Annotated in this window: 17 protein-coding genes; 8 read left to right on the top strand and 9 right to left on the bottom strand. The window is 57.5% G+C overall.

Annotated elements, in window-relative coordinates:
• Positions 1 to 83: 83 nt before the first annotated feature.
• From JDW18_RS13305 to JDW18_RS13315, 3 genes are all read right to left on the bottom strand, one after another.
• Positions 84 to 1418: an MFS transporter gene (locus JDW18_RS13305; RefSeq protein ID WP_218239918.1), complete on the bottom strand. Its 1335-nt coding sequence runs from the start codon at positions 1416 to 1418 to the stop codon at positions 84 to 86.
• A gap of 260 nt (positions 1419 to 1678) precedes the next feature.
• Positions 1679 to 2743, bottom strand: a complete 1065-nt coding sequence (locus JDW18_RS13310; protein ID WP_218239919.1) for an aromatic ring-hydroxylating oxygenase subunit alpha — start codon at positions 2741 to 2743, stop codon at positions 1679 to 1681.
• Between the two features lie 36 nt (positions 2744 to 2779).
• Positions 2780 to 3727 carry a PDR/VanB family oxidoreductase gene (locus JDW18_RS13315; RefSeq protein WP_218239920.1) on the bottom strand — a complete coding sequence of 316 codons (948 nt, stop codon included), beginning with the start codon at positions 3725 to 3727 and terminating at the stop codon, positions 2780 to 2782.
• A gap of 316 nt (positions 3728 to 4043) precedes the next feature.
• Here JDW18_RS13315 and JDW18_RS13320 point away from each other — a divergent pair, with 316 nt between their 5' ends.
• Positions 4044 to 4505 carry a MarR family winged helix-turn-helix transcriptional regulator gene (locus JDW18_RS13320; protein WP_218239921.1) on the top strand — a complete coding sequence of 154 codons (462 nt, stop codon included), beginning with the start codon at positions 4044 to 4046 and terminating at the stop codon, positions 4503 to 4505.
• An 80-nt stretch (positions 4506 to 4585) separates the two neighbouring features.
• Positions 4586 to 5536, top strand: a complete 951-nt coding sequence (locus JDW18_RS13325; protein WP_218239922.1) for a class I SAM-dependent methyltransferase — start codon at positions 4586 to 4588, stop codon at positions 5534 to 5536.
• 7 nt (positions 5537 to 5543) lie between these two features.
• On the opposite strand, the gene JDW18_RS13330 is transcribed toward JDW18_RS13325, so the two are convergent.
• The 6 genes from JDW18_RS13330 to JDW18_RS13355 are packed head-to-tail and all read right to left on the bottom strand — an operon-like array spanning position 5544 to position 11484.
• The gene (locus JDW18_RS13330; RefSeq protein ID WP_425514805.1) at positions 5544 to 6323 is read right to left on the bottom strand and encodes an SDR family oxidoreductase; all 780 of its coding nucleotides are present in this window, start codon (positions 6321 to 6323) and stop codon (positions 5544 to 5546) included.
• 19 nt (positions 6324 to 6342) lie between these two features.
• The gene (locus JDW18_RS13335; protein ID WP_218239924.1) at positions 6343 to 7359 is read right to left on the bottom strand and encodes an ABC transporter substrate-binding protein; all 1017 of its coding nucleotides are present in this window, start codon (positions 7357 to 7359) and stop codon (positions 6343 to 6345) included.
• Between the two features lies 1 nt (position 7360).
• Positions 7361 to 8158, bottom strand: coding sequence for an ABC transporter permease (locus JDW18_RS13340; protein WP_218239925.1), 798 nt, complete (start codon positions 8156 to 8158; stop codon positions 7361 to 7363).
• Positions 8155 to 8901: an ABC transporter ATP-binding protein gene (locus JDW18_RS13345; protein WP_218239926.1), complete on the bottom strand. Its 747-nt coding sequence runs from the start codon at positions 8899 to 8901 to the stop codon at positions 8155 to 8157. Before JDW18_RS13345 ends, JDW18_RS13340 begins: the two co-directional genes overlap by 4 nt.
• A gap of 16 nt (positions 8902 to 8917) precedes the next feature.
• On the bottom strand, positions 8918 to 10384 hold the full coding sequence (locus JDW18_RS13350) for an acyl-CoA reductase (RefSeq protein ID WP_218243900.1): 1467 nt from the start codon (positions 10382 to 10384) through the stop codon (positions 8918 to 8920).
• A 5-nt stretch (positions 10385 to 10389) separates the two neighbouring features.
• Positions 10390 to 11484 (bottom strand): LuxE/PaaK family acyltransferase, encoded by a 1095-nt coding sequence (locus JDW18_RS13355; RefSeq protein ID WP_218239927.1) that lies wholly within the window; start codon positions 11482 to 11484, stop codon positions 10390 to 10392.
• 500 nt (positions 11485 to 11984) lie between these two features.
• Between JDW18_RS13355 and JDW18_RS13360 the strand changes: the two genes are divergently transcribed.
• From JDW18_RS13360 to JDW18_RS13385, 6 genes are all read left to right on the top strand, one after another.
• The gene (locus JDW18_RS13360; protein ID WP_218243901.1) at positions 11985 to 12425 is read left to right on the top strand and encodes a nucleoside deaminase; all 441 of its coding nucleotides are present in this window, start codon (positions 11985 to 11987) and stop codon (positions 12423 to 12425) included.
• Between the two features lie 80 nt (positions 12426 to 12505).
• Positions 12506 to 13777: an MFS transporter gene (locus JDW18_RS13365; protein WP_218239928.1), complete on the top strand. Its 1272-nt coding sequence runs from the start codon at positions 12506 to 12508 to the stop codon at positions 13775 to 13777.
• Positions 13778 to 14052: 275 nt separating this feature from the next.
• The gene (locus tag JDW18_RS13370; protein ID WP_218239929.1) at positions 14053 to 14601 is read left to right on the top strand and encodes a GspH/FimT family pseudopilin; all 549 of its coding nucleotides are present in this window, start codon (positions 14053 to 14055) and stop codon (positions 14599 to 14601) included.
• The gene (gene pilV / locus JDW18_RS22845; protein ID WP_218239930.1) at positions 14594 to 15163 is read left to right on the top strand and encodes a type IV pilus modification protein PilV; all 570 of its coding nucleotides are present in this window, start codon (positions 14594 to 14596) and stop codon (positions 15161 to 15163) included. Before JDW18_RS13370 ends, pilV begins: the two co-directional genes overlap by 8 nt.
• The gene (locus tag JDW18_RS13380) at positions 15160 to 15948 is read left to right on the top strand and encodes a PilW family protein (RefSeq protein ID WP_218239931.1); all 789 of its coding nucleotides are present in this window, start codon (positions 15160 to 15162) and stop codon (positions 15946 to 15948) included. Before pilV ends, JDW18_RS13380 begins: the two co-directional genes overlap by 4 nt.
• The gene (locus tag JDW18_RS13385) at positions 15932 to 16525 is read left to right on the top strand and encodes a pilus assembly PilX family protein (protein WP_218239932.1); all 594 of its coding nucleotides are present in this window, start codon (positions 15932 to 15934) and stop codon (positions 16523 to 16525) included. Before JDW18_RS13380 ends, JDW18_RS13385 begins: the two co-directional genes overlap by 17 nt.
• Positions 16526 to 16604 lie beyond the last annotated feature (79 nt).

The raw sequence follows: 16604 nt of genomic DNA on the forward strand, positions 1-16604 counted from the left end.
GCCACCGCGATATGACAACACAGACTCTCTGCCAGCAAGAATCTGTGGCGCCACATTGACGCCACAATCTTGACCAGCCTGCGTCAGCACGCGGGCTGCAGTTGCTGCACTGGGGCCTTTTTTCGCTGCAAGAAGTAGATCGCCAACGCTGCCAGCACAAATGCGGCGCCGTAGAGGGAAAACAGCTGATCGGGCGTCCACTTGGCGTCGATCAGACGTCCCGCCACCAGGGGCGAAGCAATAGCACCGATACGCCCCACACCAATGGCCCAGCCCAGACCAGTGACGCGCTGGGTAACGCTGTACAGGCCCGGCGTCAGTGCATAAAGCCCTGCTACACAGCCGTTGACGAAAACGCCAATCAGCAGCGCTGCAGTGAAAGCAACGCTGAGCTTACCGAGCAAGCCCACAAAAGCCATCATCAATGCTGCGTTGACCAGCAAATAGAGCATCAGCACCCGCGATATGCGGAACTTGGCGGCCAGCAAACCAATCAGCGAAGTACCCACAATACCGCCCACATTGAGCAGCACGCCACCAGTAATGCCCTGCTGATTGGACAGCCCCGCATTCACCAGCAGTTTAGGTGTCCAGCTCATCACAAAATAGAAACCGAACATCACCATGAAAAACGCAGCCCAGATGAGCAGAGTCTGAGAGGCAAGTCCCGGCACCAGAAGGCTGGCAACCCGGTTTTTCTCAACCACTGCCGTATTGGCGCTATGACTGGGCAAAACATCAAGAAGCGGCTGATCCATCTTGCTCAGAATCGCATTGGCCTTCTGCAATGCCTTCGCAGGTTTTTTGCCAATCAGAAAATCCAGGGACTCAGGCAACCACAGGTACATCACCGGCAAAGTCAGCAATGTGGCCATGCCTCCATAGAAGAACACGGATTGCCATCCCAGACTTGGAATCAGCTGATTGGCAATCAAGCCGCCAATCGTGGCACCCAGTGCATAAGCCGTGGCCTGCAAGCTAATGGCCAAACCTCTCCAGCGGCTGTTCGCATACTCGCCCGCAATCACATAGCTGCTGGCCAGGATGCCACCGATACCCAGCCCCGTGAACAGACGCAACAGCCCCAGCTGGACAGGAGACTGCGCATAGCTGGAGGCAAACATTCCTGCCCCAGCAATCGCAATGCAGAGCATGATCAATGGGCGACGTCCCATGCGGTCGGCCCATGGTGCAATGATCAGTGAACCCAGAGCCATGCCCACCAGCCCTGCGCTGAGCAAATAGCCCAGCTCCACACCGCTGAGCTTCCACTGGCCCGCCACGGCGGCTGCGGTAAAAGCCATGACCAGCACGTCAAAGCCGTCCAGCATATTGATCAAAAAGCACAACCCGACCACAAACCACTGAAACAAGCTCATGGGCTTGTCGTTAATTTTCTCTACGACTGAAGAATTCATCGCTGTCTCCTTTTTTGTATATATGCCGCCATCAGTTACAGCTCTCCCTTGAGCCTGCACGCGGGCAGTGCAAGGCTGTTTGCGAAAGCTGAAAAGAAATCGAGAAAGAGAAGCCTGCAGAGACAAGCGGCGCTGATTTCTCTGGCACCGCTGCCCGTCTGCATGCGTTTCCACGTGCTACGGGCGCCTTTTGAGTTCAGTGCACCAGATGGTCTGGCAGCACTGCCCCTAGACCTCCTGCGCTGTCACTCCAGAAGTGCTCAGGCGGCGATCAATCGATCAATGATTCGCCGCGCGCGGTTGGCGCCCACATCCACATGGATGTCGATCATGGATTTGGGACCAAAGCGCAGCATGTTCTGGTACTGGGCCTCAATCACCACCTTGTCCTCGTCAAAGGTGCGCTCGGTCTGGTCCAGCACCTTGAGCTTTGTCTCTTCCACATTGCTGGCCGGATTGGTGGCCATGGTCCAGAAATAGTGGCAAGTGTTTTCAGTCTCGGGAGTGATTCCATGAAAACCCCGCATATGGAATCCTCCGCGCTCGGGGTCGTCCAGTGCATCGGTGTTCTTGTCTACCGCACCCGTCCAGATCAGCAGGTGCGAGACGCGAAACTCGATCTCTTGCCAGCGGTCCACATTGCCCTTGAAAGGATATGCGGCGGTATATGTGGGAGGCGGAACGGAATCGGGCATGTAACGCACCACCTTCACCGTATCGCCCTCGCTCTCCACCTTCATCTCGGCATTCATATGCAGCTTGGCATTGCCGCCAATGGTGTGCAGATGGACATAGCCAAGATGGCTGAGGTCCAGCAAATTATCGTGAATCAGCTGATACGGTGCGTTGTAGTGATAGACATCACCGCCATAGACGTACTTGGGTGTGCTGTGCACAAAGTAGGAAGGCGCTTCATGCGTAGGCTCCGGGCTATCCGCCTTGCCAAACCAGATCCAGACCAGCCCGTCTCGCTCCTGCAGATGGTAGGCCGCGACCTTGGCTTTAGAAGGAATTTTTTCCTGTCCTGGAATCTCAATGCACTGCCCCGCCTGGTTGTAGAGCAAGCCGTGATAGCCGCAGCGCAGGCCGCAGCTTTCCACCGTTCCTGATGACAGCGGCAATGCACGGTGGCAGCACCGATCCTCCAGCGCCGCGACGCTGCCGTCTCCCAGACGAAACAGAACAACCGCCTCGCCCAGCAAGGTTCGGCCAACCGGCTTGTCCTTCAACTCCGAAGACAGCGCAGCCACATACCACTGGTTCAGCGGAAACTTGTGCTTCACGGGCTCCGCAGATGGTTGAGCTTGGATAGGAATAATATTCATCGTGGTCTCCCGGGGAAATCTCTGAAGAAATACGGCCTACAGATCCAGCACCAGCAAGGGAGTGCGTGATCGTGAGCAGCAAGGCGTAAAGCAGTCGTTAGCCGCTTTTTCTGCATCGGTCAGGTATTGGTCACGGTGATCTGGCGTGCCTTGCAGCACTCGCGTGACGCAGGTGCCGCAAACACCTTGCTCGCAAGACACCGGCACATTCACTCCTGCGCTGTCCAGAATCTCGAACACCGTTTTGCCAACTGGAATTTCATAGTGCTGTCCCGTGCTGGCCACCTGCACCTGAAAGCTTTGATCGCCCTGCAGCTCAACCACCGCTGCCGCGAAATACTCCTTGTGCAGGTTTTGTGCATTCCAGCCCTGGTTTGCCGCCGTGCCCAGCACGCAGTCCATAAAGCCGGTGGGCCCGCAGACATAGACATGGGTGCCGGCTTCAGGTGTGCTCAGCAACTGCGCAACTTCTGCAGCGGTATCGGTGCCGACATGCAGATGGGCGAACTGGCTGAGCGCCGATGACTTCAATACGCGCTGGAATGCTGCACGCTCCTGACTGCGGCAGAAGTAATGCAGCTCAAACAACTGCCCCTGAGAAGCCAGAGCCTGCGCCATGCAAACAATGGGCGTGATGCCAATGCCGCCAGCAAACAGCAAGTGCTTCTGCGCTGCCGGGGCAAGCTCAAACAGGTTGCGTGGCTCGCTGATCTGCAAAGCCATTCCAGTCTGCAACGCATGTGCGGCCACCGACCCGCCCCGCGACTGAGGCTCGCGCTGCACGGCGATGGTGTATTGGCCCGGCGAAGACTCGCTCCATGGATGGCACAGGGAATACTGGCGGACGATTCCTCCCGGCAGATGCACATCGATATGAGCACCTGGAGTGAACGCTGGCAGGCTTGCATTTTTTGAAGAGACGAAGTCAAAGCTGAGAATGTCCTCAGCCTCCTGTTCACGTCTCTGGACAATGACATCCAACATGTTCTTGATCGCTTATTCAAGGTTGAGGCTCCCCCTGCCAGCCAAGTGCCAGCATTTGCATTGCCTCAATAAGGGGGATTGAAAATCGACTGCGCAGCGCCAGCGCTGGCAAAAGATGCTTGAGTACGAGACTCAGAATCGTGGTGCTGTGTGCACCTGAACGCAGATCACTACAGGTAGCTGCGTCACTTCATCGCCGCATATTTGTTGATATCTCAACCATATAAGTACAGCTATAGTTCGTTATCGATAGATGCATTGTAGAAATATCGGTTGATGTCTCAACTAATATTTACCCTAAGTCAGCCCAAGCAGCATGAAAAGAAAAAAGAAACTGGATCTGGAACGTTACGCACCAGCTTTGCTGGCCTTTATTGCAAACAAACTGTCCGCCGGGGCATCCCAGCTGTACCGCGACACTTTCGACGTGGGCATCGTCGAGTGGCGCGTGCTTTCGATGCTGGCCGTCGAAAGCCATATTCCTGCGCAGCGCATCTGCCAGGTGGTGGGCCTGGACAAAAGCGCCGTCAGCAAATCCGTGCAGGTGCTGCAAAGCCGTGGCTATGTGCAGTCTGAAGTGGATACCGAAGACGCCAGACGCTACACGCTATGCCTGACCCCTGAGGGCCAGGAGCTGCACGACCGCATCTTTGATGTCGCCAAGGAGCGCGAGCGCAGACTGCTGGAAACGCTTTCCCCGCAGGAGGTGGAATCGCTGCTTCACATGCTCAACCGCATTCACAAGCAGATCGACCATGTCAATGCTTACCGCCCCTGAATTGGCGGCGGGCCACACAGACACCGCCTGAACTGCATACACTGGCGCCCTTGAGTGATTGACTGATTCCGACTGATTCCATGCAAGCCCTGCTAGACGCCATTGCCCAGATGCCTTTTTCCACAGATGCCCAGCGTATCTTTCATGGGCGTGGTGGACGCCATCCGGGCTGCGAACAGATCGTGCTGGATGCGTTCCCACCCGTGCTGCTGCTGACCAGTTTTGCTCCCGTGGATGAAGCGCAGCTTGAGGTGATAGCTCTGGCACTTGAACAACGCTGGCAGCAGATTGCCCCCACGGACCAGCCTTTGATCTGGGCGTTCCAGACCCGCGAGTCTGGCGGCAAGGTGGAAACACGCGTCATGGCCGGTGAGTTGCCTGAACCCCATGTGGTGACAGAAAACGGCGCGCAGTACCTGGTGCAGATGGCGCGCGGGCAGAACCATGGTCTGTTTCTGGACATGGCCGCAGGCCGTGAATGGGTACGTCAGCAAGTAGCAGCCCATGCGCGCCCAGAGCGCATGAAAGTGCTCAACCTCTTTGCCTACACCTGTGCCTTCTCGGTTGTTGCCAAGCGGGCCGGGGCTGGTCAGGTGCTGAATATGGACATGAGCAAACCTGCACTATCCACCGGCCAGCACAACCACCAGCTCAACGGCGTCAAAGCCGGGGCCAGCTTTGCGGCCCACGATATTTTCAGCAGCTGGGGCAAGATCAATCGTAGCGGCCCCTACGACCTGATCATCGTGGACCCCCCTAGCTACCAGAAGGGCAGCTTTATCGCTACCAAGGACTACGCACGGTTGATGCGCCGCCTGCCGGATTTGCTGGTGCCCGAAGGTCAGGTGCTGCTGTGCCTGAACGCCCCGGAGCTTGGCACCGATTTCCTGCGCGAGCAGATGACCGAAATCGCCCCCGAGCTGCAGTTTGTCGAACGCCTGGCCAATCCGCCCGTATTTGCCGATGTGGATGAAGAGCGCAGCCTCAAGGTCTTGGTGTACCGCGCTCCGGCACTTGACGCACCAAGCTGATGCGCTGCTAGCGCATCACCATGCCGCCATCCACCAGCAGCACCTGCCCCGTCATAAAGCTGCTGAGGTCAGACGCCAGAAACAGCACCGGCCCGGCCACATCCTCGGGCCGGGCCAGCCGGCGCAGTGGCGTAGCCGCCATCAATGATTCGCGAAACGACTCCTTGCTGGTCTGCGTGCCCTGCGTGGGGTACACCAGCCCCGGCGCCACGCAGTTCACGCGTATGCCCACCGGCCCCAGTTCGCTGGCCAGATTGCGACTAAAGCCAACCAAGGCGGACTTTGCCGTGCTGTAGTCGTGATAGGCCACCACAGGGTGCTCTACCAGATTGCTCACGATAGTGACAATGCTGCCGCGCGCGCGCTGGCGCATCAGCGGCAGCACTGCACGGCACACATTGAAAGTGGCGCCCACCGCACCATCAAACTGGGACTGATAGCGACTCCAGTCCAGCGTCTCAAAATGGCTGCGCTGCTCAGGATCAAAGGTATAGGGACGGAAAGCGTTGTTGACCACAATGTCAATGCCCCCCGCATCCAGCGCAATGCTGTCCACCATGGCCTGCACGGCTTGTGCATCCCCCACATCGGCCTTGATGGCCCAGGCATCGCCACCTGCATCCTTGCCAGCGTCCAGACAGGCGGCCACCGCCTGCTCTGCCGCAGCATCGTTGCTCAGATAGTTGATGACGACGGTCGCGCCTTCGCGGGCAAAAGCGGCTGCAATGGCCGCCCCTATGCCGCGACTGGCACCGGTGACCAGCACCACTTTGCCGTGCAGATTCATGGCCGGTGAAGCAGGCATATCAAGCACCTGGCAAGAGAGATGTGTTGACCACCTCTGACACCTTGATCTGGCGCTGCACCATGCCCAGCGCACGGTAGGTATCCGCGCCCTTTTGCAAGGCTGCCAGATCAAAGCCGCCCAGCCCCTTGCCCTGCACCGCAGGCATGGAAGATGCATTGCGCAGGCGAATCACATCCAGGTTGATGTCGCGCTGCGTGCCGTCAATGGCGCGCTTGCCTGCCAGTGTCGCGGCTTCTTCGGCATTGGCCATCATCCAGGCTGCACTGTCGCGGTAGCCCTTGAGAAAGGCCTTGAGCAAGTCTTTCTTCTCGCGCAGCGTGTCTTCGCGCACCACAAACATATCGCTGGAGATATTGAGGTAGTCACGCACCTGCATGATGTTGACCTCACCAATGCCCTTGCGCAGGCCCACGGCCAGCCCGGTATCGGTGGCAGCCGTGGCATCCACCTGCCCCTGCATCAGCGGCGCAAAGTTCAGCAAGCCGGTAACGACGATGGTCACGTCCGACTCCTTGAGTCCGGCCTGATGCAGCATCACCAGCAGGTTCTGGCGCGTGCCGCTGGAGAGGCTATAGACGCCAATCTTCTTGCCCTTGAGGTCTGCGGGCTTGTGAATACCCGCCGACTTGAGCGAGACGACGTTGAATACGTTTTGCGGATAGATGTCGTAAATGGCAACCAGCTTCTCGCCCTTGTCCAGCGCCATGAAGAACGAGCCGGGGTCGGTAAACGCCACATCGGCCTGACCGCTGAGCATATTGCGGATGGCATCACCGCCACCAGCCCCGGGCAAATAGGCCAGCTCTACGCCTTGCGCCTTGAAAAAGCCTTTGTCCGGCTCCGCAAGAATGTTGGTGATCTCGCTGATGGGCTTGCTCCAGCCTGCAAGGCGAATCTTACCCTGCACAGATGGTGTTGCCTGAGCCATGCCCGTCAATACCAGAGCAACCATACCCGTGCCAGCACCCAGCAGGCTGCGGCGAGAAAGATGCGAAACCAATTTTTCAGCGTACATATCAGTGCTTGCGAGAAGTGAAATCTAAAGAAGAAAAGCCACTGCAATGCCCGCGCAGCAGGCGCTGCTCCAGCAGCAGACATAGCTGGTACAAAAGTAGGCCCAGCACAGCAATCAGCACCAGCGCAGCGAACATCAAGGTGGTGTCCATCATTCCCTGTGCTGCGATGATGACCGCGCCCAGGCCCTGGCTGGCGCCCATGAACTCGGCCACCACCACGCCCACCAGCGCCAGCACCACCGCCACACGCAGGCCCGCCAGAATCGCTGGCAACCCCATGGGCAGCTTCAGCCGCAACAAGGTCTGCAGCCGCGTGGCACCCAGCATGTGAAACAGCTGCAGCCGCTGGGCATCAGCCTGGCGCAGCCCGGTCAATGTGTTTTCCATCAGCGGGAAAAAGCAGATCAGCGCCGTAATCAGCACCGTGGGCAACATGCCAAAGCCAAACCACAGCACAAACAGCGGCGCCAGCGCCAGCTTAGGTACCACCTGGCTGACCACCACATAGGGCTTGAACACCCTTTCCGCCCAGGCTGATTCGGCCAGCACCATGCCTGCCAGCAAACCCACAGCACTGCCTGCCGCCAGACCCAGCAGCAAGGCCTGCAGCGTAGCCATCAGATGCGGCCAGAAGTAGCCTGAGGCCAACCCTTTCCACAGCGCCACCGCCACAGCTGACGGCGCAGGCAGCACCAGGGCCGACAAGCCCCATTGCCGCACAGCCCACTCCCACAAACCCAGCAGAATCAGGAGCAGCGTGGCCGATACCAGGCGCGCTTTGATGGGTGTGATGCTCATGCGCAGGCCTTGTCCATGGCGGCACGCACCTGTGCGCAGTAATCATTGAAAACGGCGCCGTGGCGCAGCCCCTGGCTGCGTGGCTCGGGCAATTCAATGGCCCAGTCCTGCACAATGCGCCCGCCATGCATCAGCGCAATGCGGTCGCCCAGATAAACGGCCTCGTTGATATCGTGGGTTACAAACAGCACCGTGGTACCACGCTCGCGGCAACTGCGCAGCAGGTCGTCCTGCAATTCCGCGCGTGTGATGGCATCCAGCGCGGCAAACGGCTCATCCAGCAGCAACAGCGGCGGCTCCAGCATCAAGGCCCGCGCCAGTGCCACGCGGCTTTGTTGACCGCCGGAAAGCGCTCGCGGATGCTGCCCTGCCATTTCGGCCAGACCCAGCTGCGCCAGCAACTGCCGCGCGCGCTGCTCATCCTGCGCGGTGGGCTTGCGCTGCAGGGAGACCGGCAGCAGCACATTGGCCAGCACGGTCTGCCAGTCCAGCAAAGTTGGCGCCTGAAACATAAAGCCCACTTGCGGCCCCGGCGTGGCCAATGCGCCGCCGTTGAGCGCAATGCGGCCAGCCTGTGGTTTGATAAGGCCTGCCACCAGCTTGAGCAAAGTCGTTTTGCCGCAGCCGCTGCGCCCCAGCAGGCAGTGCACCTCACCCGCCTGTGCCTGCCAGCTCACGCCATCCACCACGGGCGATCGACCGGGGTAGCTGAAGCTGAGCGCCTCTATTGCCAGAAAAGCCATATCCGTCTGCACCCTGTCAATCCGCGTACGCCGCCAGCGGCTGCGCGGCCAGCTCCGCCGATTGTTCGATCTCCACCATGCGTACCAGATCCAGCAGGCTAAAGCGCCCATCGTGGTGCCAGGCGGCTTCGGGCATGCTCATGGAACCAATGGCGGCAATGCGCGTGACACCAGCAGCGCCCAGTTGGCTGGCCAGCGCATACAGCCGCTCCGGGCTGGCCGCCAGCCCGGCCGTCTGCAGAAAATCACGCTGCTGCGCGACCACCGCAATCACAGACTCCAGACTCTGCACAGCCACCACACTGATACTGCGGTGCAGGGCCGTCGGGGTCAGCGGTGGAATGCCATCAGCCCCGGCGTCATCACAATACGCCACGCTCCAGGCCGCATCGGCCGGGCCGATCAAGGAATGGGACGGCTGCGCCCACTCCACACTTTGCTGCCAGCGCGCCACGGCCGCGCCCTCTTCCAGCTCCAGCGCACGGCGTGGAAAGCGCCGCTGCAGATTGGTCAGCTCCGCCGCCAGATAGTCTGCAAACGCACGTGGCGACACTGGCGCGCCACGCTCCACATAGAACACATGGGGTGAATAGCAGCCTTGCTGGTCATAGCGCATCACATCCCAGGCCGCCAGCCGGGCCAGCGCTGGCGCCTTGAGGCTATCCAGCGCCTCTTTGGCCACCATGCCAAAGCCCAGCTTGTGCCCATGGGGCAGAAAGCGCGTAGTCACCGGCAGGCGCTGACGCAGCGCATCCAGCGTGTGGTTGCCGCCATAGGCCAGCACGGTATCAGCCTGGGCATAGAGCGCATCGGCCTCCTCACCACCAGCCCCCCGCCACCAGACCACGGCCAGACAATCGGCCAGCGGCGGGTGCACCTCGGCCAGCAGCCGGGCAAACCAGCCTGCAAACAAGGGCTCGGCACTGGCCAGCTTGCCAATGGCGGGCGCCTTGACCAGCAGGCCGCAGATCAAGCTCCATAGCGACAGCGCAGGCACATTGCCCGCCCAGCTATGCACCAGCAGATTCGGGCCAAAGGCCCGAACTGCACCGCCCTTGGCTGCCGGCTGAAAGCCGTCCAGCACCGCTGGGTTGGCAAAATCTTCTGCCACAAACCGGCGCAGTTGCGGCGCACGAAAAGTCTTGAAAAATCCCGTCAGCCCCAGGCGCACCATGTCTGCGTCATAGCTGCTGACCACAGGCAGCCAGGCCTCTGCCTGCTGACGATAAATGTCGTTTCTATCCAGCAAGCGCGCTATGGCTCGGTCTATTGCATCGATGATTTCCGCCACGGGCATGGTTCGCAGATGCTTGTCTGCAGCAGCGCGCACATGCTGCGCCAGCCGCTGCATCTGCGCGCTGCCGAGCACGGGCACAGACACTTCCAGCCGCACGCGGCCCTGCTCAAAAGGCAGCACCTGCCACTGCACGTCCTCGTCTTTGATGCCCGGCAGATAGCCCGCCCGAATGCGCTCGACTTTCATACCGCTCAAGCTCTGGCAGCCTGAACAAACTCATCCACGGCCAATGAGCAGCCCTTGGCCGCAGCGCCTTCTGCGCGGCCCAGCAGCAAGAAACCGCTGGCTTCATCGGCGCCCGCCCACAGGCCCACGTCTTCGGTCAGGATGGTGGTGACGGCGTTGTAATTGGCCAGATCACAGTGCACCAGAATGCCGCGCTCGCCCGCAGGCACATCGCGGCCGGTAATCGGCTCGACCAGACGCGAGCGAATCCAGTGCGGGCCGGATTTGATGGATGGCAATGCCTCGTTGCCGCTGTCGTAGAACTGCGTGCTCAGTTCCGTCATGCCATACATATTGATGCACAGCGAGCGAGGCACGCCAAACAGGGCCGACAGATCGCTGTAAAACTCTTCAAGCGGAAGCTCACGCGACTGGCCCTTGTAGCCGCCGGTATCCAGAATTCGGCTACCTGCGGGCAACTTGAAGCTGCGGCCCATCTCACGCAGCGCGTCCATCACATGCACAAGGCTAAAACTGGCGCCCAGCAGGGCAAACGGCTGGCCACTGTCTTCTGACGCCTGCAGCGCCGCGCACAGGCCGGGCATATCCAACCCTTCAGGCGTGAGGTAATAGCGGCTGTCAGGCGTACCAAATTCCGATTTGGCCAGCGCCAGATAGTGGGCCAGCGAAGAGTTCGGCATGGCCTGCTCGTCCGGGAAGAGGACACCCATCTCCATGCGCTGCACGCCTTGCATGAAACGCTGCGAAAAATAGCGCTTCATCGACAGGTCATACACCTCCAGCGCCGGGTGAAAATGCCGCCCGCGCGCAGCCCGTCCGGTGGTGCCGCTGGTCATGAAAACACGCTCGGCAGGCGATGCGGGTTCGCTGCGCAACTCCATGGCCTTGAAGGCATCGATGGGCACGGCAGGAATATCACGCCAGGACTTCACATTGCGCAGACTGGCGCCACGGCGCTGGCAAAAGCTGCGAAACGGTGCGTTGTTTTCGTACTGGTGCGCAAACAGTCGCAAAGCCATTGCGTTGAACTGTTCATCCGTACATCCATCCTGCGCAATAAAACCCAGCAGGTCGGCGACCAGGGCAGCAGCCTTGTCCATGAGATTCCTTCGAGAGCTGAAATGTTCTGCTCCGAAGGCTCCTGCCATGCTGCCACAGGGCAGCCATCGAGGAATGCAAGCTCTTCTTCCGCCGGCATGACCCGGGTCAAGTTCACGGGTTTAGATCTCAGCACTGGCGTGCACCCCGGAGCGCGGCCATCATACCCCAGCCATCTCTCGCAATCAGGACATGGCAGCCTTGCTCTGGCCGCAGGAATGCAAGCCTTTACGCACCCTTGCACAATCGTGCCCACGCGCTGTCCTGCTCACGCCCACCACCGACGCAGCAGAGCCTGCCACGGCCATCCGGGTAAAAAAGCTTTGCGCCACAAGCTGCGAGCGCAGCAAACACCTGGGTGTACCCTCCAAGGCCCTCCAAGGCCCAGCAAGCTCACTACAAATACATCCCACAAAATGAGCCTGAAGCGCTTATTCATCAAGCGCATACAGCTATATTTTTCATAGTCATGTCAAGCACACCCCTCTACCAGCAGGCGCTGATGCGTCAAGCCGTCGATCTGGCCCACACCAACCGCCTGCAAGGCGGCCGCCCTTTTGGCGCCGTCCTGGCTCAAGGCGATCAGGTCATTGCCACAGGCGTGAACAACATCATCGCCAGCCACGACCCCAGCGCCCATGCAGAGATGGAGGCCATACGCGCGGGCACACAAAAACGCGCCAATCCCAGTCTGGCGGGCCTGAGCATTTACGCCAGCGGCCACCCTTGCCCCATGTGCCTGGCGGCACTGGTCATGAATGGGGCCGAAGAGGTATTTTTCGCTTTCGACAATGCCGATGCGCAGCCCTACGGCCTGTCCAGCGAAGGCACATACCAGCGCCTGCGTCTGTCGCTCTCGCCTGCACCTCTGCCCATTACCCGTATTGACACGGGCATTACGGCAGAACAGCTTTACGGCAACGCCCCCTGGCATCAGGGTTGAGCGCAGCGCTTGCAAAGCCATAACAACCAGGCATTGAAGCCTGCGCTGTGCAGAACACTGTGCAGCAACGGCCTGTTTTCATGACGATACCCACACTCTCTTCCACAAACCGCATCCCCGCCTGGCTATGGCTATGCGTGGTGGTACTGATCACCATCAACCTGCGCCCTTTTCTCACCGCACCCGGCCCGCTGGGCTATGCCATTCAGCAAGCTACGGGCATGGACTTGCGCAGCTTTTCCTGGCTCACGCTGCTGCCCATGGCGCTGATGGGGATTGGCGGCTGGCTTGCGCCTTCTGCCCTGCTGCGCCTGGGCGCTCGCAATGCCATCTGCGGCTCTTTACTGCTGATTGCACTGGGTTGCGCACTGCGCCTGATGCACGCTGGTGCGGCCACCGGCAGCCTGCTGATTGCCACGGCTGGCCTGTGCGGCGCGGGCGTTGCCCTGGTGCAAAGCATCGTGCCGGGGCTCATCAAACGCCAGTCTCCACATAACATCGCCCCCATGATGGGCCTTTATTCAGCGGCGCTGATGGGGGGCGGCGCACTCAGCGCCCAGCTTTCGCCGCTGTCCATGCAATGGGGGCTGAACTGGCAGCAAGCTCTGGCCATCTGGGCCATTCCAGTGTTGCTGGCACTGCCACTGGCCTGGTATGTGCTGACGCTGATGGGCAGCCCTGCTAGCACACAGCCATCATCCACCACAGCCCCCACATCCACATCCACATCCACATCCGCACCAGTGCCCGTAGCCAGCAGCGACACCGGCTGGCTGCTGCGCCGCCGCCGCACCTGGCTTCTGCTCATCAGCTTTGGCCTGATGAATGGCGGTTACGCATCCACCGTCGCCTGGCTTGCGCCCTTCTACCAGACCCATGGCTGGTCAGCCACGCAAAGTGGCTCGCTGCTGGCGATTTTGTCGATTGCACAAGCTGTATCCGCCCTGGCCATGCCCGCCTTTGCGCGCCGTAATGTGGACCGCCGCCCCTGGGTCATTCTGGCGCTGCTGCTGCAAATCATCGGCTTTACCGGTCTGGCGCTGTGGCCAGATGCCATGCCCAAGCTCAACGCCATCGTTCTGGGCCTGGGCCTGGGTGGCTGCTTTTCCCTGTACATGCTGGTGGCGCTGGACCATCTGCCCATTTCCACCCAAGCCGGTGCGCTCAACTCCCTCATGCAGGGCGGCGGTTTTATTCTTGCGGCGCTGGCTCCGCTGGTCATGGCACAACTGCACCAGATCAGCGGTCACTGGGCTACAGGCTGGCTGTACCAGGCCGGCATCGCCGCACTGGTCTGCGTGCTGGTTACACGCTTCGATCCCAAGGGCTATGCACAAGTGCTGGCGCGATAAGCTCACCTTTGGTTTTCTGATTCTCCTTTTGAATATCCATTCAGATAGTTTCCTTGTATTTTGTAAGATTATTCTTACAAAATACAAGGAAAACGAATGGCTGCACAAGAAAGCTTTACGTTAGCTTTACGAGGCATAGAAAAGATACTGAGTTCCATTGCAACTACACTACCGTATCAAAAGGTTGCTTTTCTTTACCAAACAAATCTAGAATTCAACCAAAATACTCTATCGCATTCCAAATCACTCTCGGAATTGATTTCCGAGGAGGCTCCATGCCAATTCAATCAAGACACCAATCCGGCTTTACATTGATTGAATTAATCACGGTCATCTCACTTATAGCCATTGCCGCTGTGTGGGCGGCTCCCAGCATGGCTTCATTGATCCGCTCCAACCGCGCCAGTGGCGAGATCAATCAAGTTGGCGCCTCCATCCGATATTCAAAATCAGAGGCTATTAAACGAGGCCTGAATGTCATCATATGCCCATCCTCCGATTCTGCGAGCTGCTCAAGCAGCAACAACTGGGGAAATGGATGGATTATCTATGTGGACAGCAATTCAAATGGCTCACTCGATAGCGGCGAGCCAATTTTAAAAACAGAACAAAAATTTCAGACGAATGACCAATTGCTAGCCTCTGGAAATGCATCCAATCTTAAATTCAACAGAGATGGCTTTGCTTTTGATTTACCCAGTTCTGCATCACTGACCCTGACACTCACCACAACCCCACAAGATGCATCAGCACAGCGTTGTTTAGTTATTGGTTTGTCTGGAAGCTTCAATATTCTAAAACAGGGAGCCAGTGGCTGTGCGTAAATCACGAAAATTATCTGCAGGCTTCTCTTTACTGGAGGTATTGATATCTCTGGTCATCATTTCTCTTGGAATACTAGGCATAACCGGCTTGCTCATCAAAGGCATGAGTAATGCGAAATCAGCCAACCAACGCGCTGTTGCAGCCATGGAGGCCAGCAGTCTGGCTGCCTCCATGTACACCAACAGAGCCTTCTGGGCATCAACAACTACGCCCATCTCTTTTTCCACGCAATGGTCTGCCAGCAAACCTACAGTCGCAAGCTCTGTTGGCATCAGCTTCATTGATCCAGCATCCTGTGATGATGTCAGCAGCAAATGCAGCTCAGCACAAATTGCAGGGGCTGATGCACAGGGGTGGGCAAACAGCATCAACAACGCCCTGGCCAATGGTGCAAGCACCATCAGCTGCAACCCTAGAACGGATGGCGCATTCAAAATTAATAGCTGTGACATCACGCTTTCATGGACTGAGAAGTTCGTGGATACCAGCAACGGCAGCACCACAAAATCCTCTTCATCCACCAGTGGCACACGCTCCTACACCTTGCATGTTGAGCCATGAAGAAAAAAATTCACACTCACATCCACAGCCAAAAACAGAATGGATTCACGCTGATTGAATTCATGATTGCAATGGCTATGAGCCTTTTTTGCGTACTGGCCATGACCGGGATATATTTAAGCATCAAAAATGGTTTTTTTGCGCAAGGAAATATATCATCCATGCAAGAGTCCGAGCGTCTTGCATTAACCTCTTTGAACAATACCATTCAGCTTTCTGGTTACTACCTTAATCCACAAAACTCCAATACACAAACAGCAGCCTTCCCTGTGGATTCTGCCAATGGATTTGCAGCAGGCCAGTACATCTCATCAAGCGCAACAGCCGGAAAAAAAAATACAGTCTCTGTAAAATTTCAAACAGCGCCGAATGATGGCCTGCTAACTTGTATAGGAACTGGAAACACTGGCACGGCGAATACGGTTTTCACCAATACATTCACCTTTACCGCAAACAGTGCTCAAACAGGGACTTATCTGCTTCAGTGCACTGTTTATGACGACATTAGCAAAAAATCTGTTCAAGCAACTCTGGCAGAGAATATTTCAAGCTTCAATATTGCCTACGGTGTTGATTCCGATAGCGACGGGAATATCGACTACTACACTACAGCAATTGCCCCTTTGAATGCGCTATGGCTGAATGTTAAGTCTGTGCGCATATCCATTGCATTTGCTGACATGGTTAACACCACCGCTGGAAACACACCAAAATCTGCACCTGCAATCATTCAATACATCAATCTGATGAACAATTACACTGCCAGAAATGATGCAACATCCTGAAAAAAAATCAATGCAGTCTGGCGTGGTAATGATCATCAGCCTGCTAATGCTGATGACGGTAACCATTCTTGGAATTTTCGCTGTCAAAAGCGTTTTATTAAGTGAAAGTGCTGCTGGCAACACCATGGACAAGCAGCGCGCCATACAAGCTGCAGAGGGTGCTGCTCGCTATGGAGAAGCCTGGATTACGCAGGAACTCAATAATCTTGGAAGCCAGGTGGATTGCACCAACAGCACACCATTGAATGTTGACAAAATATCTTCCATGCGGATCTGTAAATCCACATTGACGTCACTCGATCTGCCCTGGACTGGATCCATGTCCTATACACCCAGCAACATGACTATTGCAGCAGGCGGGGGACTCACAAGTGCGACGAACTCCAGCGCACAGGATGTCAATTATGCTGCGGCACCACAGCTGCATATCGGCTATCTGGGCGGTAGTGCAGATACACGCCAAGGAATTTATTACCAAATTTCAGCAATGGCTTCAGGCGGCAACAGCAACACAGTTTCTATTGTTCTGAGCACCTTGCAAGTCACCAAGACCAACTTGAATCTGGGAGGACTATGATGCATAAAAAAGAATTTATACCCAATGCACTGACTCTTTCCATTTTTTCGATATTGGTATTGGCACCTAATATCTCAAG

The organism is Comamonas fluminis (assembly GCF_019186805.1).
GTDB classification, from domain to species: Bacteria; Pseudomonadota; Gammaproteobacteria; order Burkholderiales; family Burkholderiaceae_C; genus Comamonas; species Comamonas fluminis.

Excerpts from the sequence above, each read along its gene's own strand:
- JDW18_RS13305 (WP_218239918.1), bottom strand. The coding sequence starts at position 1,418 with ATGAATTCTTCAGTCGTAGAGAAAATTAACGACAAGCCCATGAGCTTG.
- JDW18_RS13310 (WP_218239919.1), bottom strand. The coding sequence starts at position 2,743 with ATGAATATTATTCCTATCCAAGCTCAACCATCTGCGGAGCCCGTGAAG.
- JDW18_RS13315 (WP_218239920.1), bottom strand. The coding sequence starts at position 3,727 with ATGTTGGATGTCATTGTCCAGAGACGTGAACAGGAGGCTGAGGACATT.
- JDW18_RS13320 (WP_218239921.1), top strand. The coding sequence starts at position 4,044 with ATGAAAAGAAAAAAGAAACTGGATCTGGAACGTTACGCACCAGCTTTG.
- JDW18_RS13325 (WP_218239922.1), top strand. The coding sequence starts at position 4,586 with ATGCAAGCCCTGCTAGACGCCATTGCCCAGATGCCTTTTTCCACAGAT.
- JDW18_RS13330 (WP_425514805.1), bottom strand. The coding sequence starts at position 6,323 with ATGAATCTGCACGGCAAAGTGGTGCTGGTCACCGGTGCCAGTCGCGGC.
- JDW18_RS13335 (WP_218239924.1), bottom strand. The coding sequence starts at position 7,359 with ATGTACGCTGAAAAATTGGTTTCGCATCTTTCTCGCCGCAGCCTGCTG.
- JDW18_RS13340 (WP_218239925.1), bottom strand. The coding sequence starts at position 8,158 with ATGAGCATCACACCCATCAAAGCGCGCCTGGTATCGGCCACGCTGCTC.
- JDW18_RS13345 (WP_218239926.1), bottom strand. The coding sequence starts at position 8,901 with ATGGCTTTTCTGGCAATAGAGGCGCTCAGCTTCAGCTACCCCGGTCGA.
- JDW18_RS13350 (WP_218243900.1), bottom strand. The coding sequence starts at position 10,384 with ATGAAAGTCGAGCGCATTCGGGCGGGCTATCTGCCGGGCATCAAAGAC.
- JDW18_RS13355 (WP_218239927.1), bottom strand. The coding sequence starts at position 11,484 with ATGGACAAGGCTGCTGCCCTGGTCGCCGACCTGCTGGGTTTTATTGCG.
- JDW18_RS13360 (WP_218243901.1), top strand. The coding sequence starts at position 11,985 with ATGCGTCAAGCCGTCGATCTGGCCCACACCAACCGCCTGCAAGGCGGC.
- JDW18_RS13365 (WP_218239928.1), top strand. The coding sequence starts at position 12,506 with ATGACGATACCCACACTCTCTTCCACAAACCGCATCCCCGCCTGGCTA.
- JDW18_RS13370 (WP_218239929.1), top strand. The coding sequence starts at position 14,053 with ATGCCAATTCAATCAAGACACCAATCCGGCTTTACATTGATTGAATTA.
- JDW18_RS13380 (WP_218239931.1), top strand. The coding sequence starts at position 15,160 with ATGAAGAAAAAAATTCACACTCACATCCACAGCCAAAAACAGAATGGA.
- JDW18_RS13385 (WP_218239932.1), top strand. The coding sequence starts at position 15,932 with ATGATGCAACATCCTGAAAAAAAATCAATGCAGTCTGGCGTGGTAATG.